At 70.8% G+C, this 1,086-nt stretch carries 1 protein-coding gene; it reads right to left on the bottom strand.

Features of this window, described 5'->3' with window-relative positions:
- The coding region (locus tag HK417_RS24350) for an IS481 family transposase (RefSeq protein WP_222273349.1) at positions 1-973 on the bottom strand (973 nt) is incomplete at its 3' end.
- Positions 974-1,086: the final 113 nt, after the last annotated feature.

Below are 1,086 nucleotides of genomic sequence, written 5' to 3'. Positions count from 1 at the left end.
TGTTCTGTCCCGTCAGGTTGGTAACGCGGGCGGCGGGAGGGAGTCCGCCGAGTGCGGTGTGGCCGCGGTGATGGTTGTACCGGTGCAGGAAGTCGGGATAGGCGGCGACGCGCTCGGCTTCGCTGGCATACGGGCGGGCGTAGGCCCATTCCTCGAGCAGGGTCCGGTTGAACCGCTCGACCTTGCCGTTGGTCTGCGGTCGGTAGGGCCGGGTCCGCTTGTGCTTGATCGCCGGGCCGAGGGCCTGGGCGAACAGCCTGGAGCGGTAGGCCGAGCCGTTGTCGGTGAGCACCCGCTGCACCGTGATGCCGCAGTCGGTGAACCAGGCCCGCGCGCGGGTCCAGAAGGCCACCACGGTCTCCTGGCGCTCGTCGGTGAGGATCTCGGAGTAGGCCAGCCGCGAGTGATCGTCGATGGCGTGGTGCAGATAGGCGTAGCCCGGTGTGGCGGTCTTCTTGATCTTCTGGGCGGCGGCACGGTCGTGCACCCGGTGCCCGCCGCCGTCGGGGATCCGGCCGAGCTTCTTGATGTCGACGTGCACCAGCTCTCCGGGCGCGGGGTGCTCGTAGCGGACCGGGGCCGGCCGGCTGGCGCGGATCCGGGTGCCGGTGGCCGGATCGAGGAAGCGCAGCGGTGGAGCGCCGTAGCGGCGCAGCACCCGGCCGACCGTGGAGACCGCCAGCCGCAAGTGGAAGGCGATCCGCGCCGGACCCCAGCGGCGCGCCACCCGCAGCCCCAGGATCCGCCGCTCGGTCCGGGACGGCGTGCGCCGGGGGCTGCGATGCGGCCGGGAGGAACGCCCGACCATGCCCGCCTCGCCGAACAGGCGGAAGCGATCGGCCCAGCGCTTGGCGGTGGTCACCGACACGGAGAACCGCTCGGCGGCTCGCCGCAGCGACCAGCCATCGATCACGACACAACGAGCCAGGAGCAACCGGCCGCGCGGGGTCAGGGTGGCATTAGCGTGGGACATGAAGGCCTCCGGGTTGAGGAGCGGTTCCTAGACAGCTCCACACCTCACTCGGAGGTCTTCCTCATGTCATCGACCCACGCCGCTCGCCGTCACCAACGTCCGTGTTCAGAACA

This window comes from Modestobacter marinus (assembly GCF_019799945.1).
GTDB classification, from domain to species: domain Bacteria; phylum Actinomycetota; class Actinomycetes; order Mycobacteriales; family Geodermatophilaceae; genus Modestobacter; species Modestobacter marinus_B.
The sequence above is the reverse complement of the archived record's forward strand: the minus strand, read 5'-3'. Positions and strand labels throughout refer to the sequence as shown.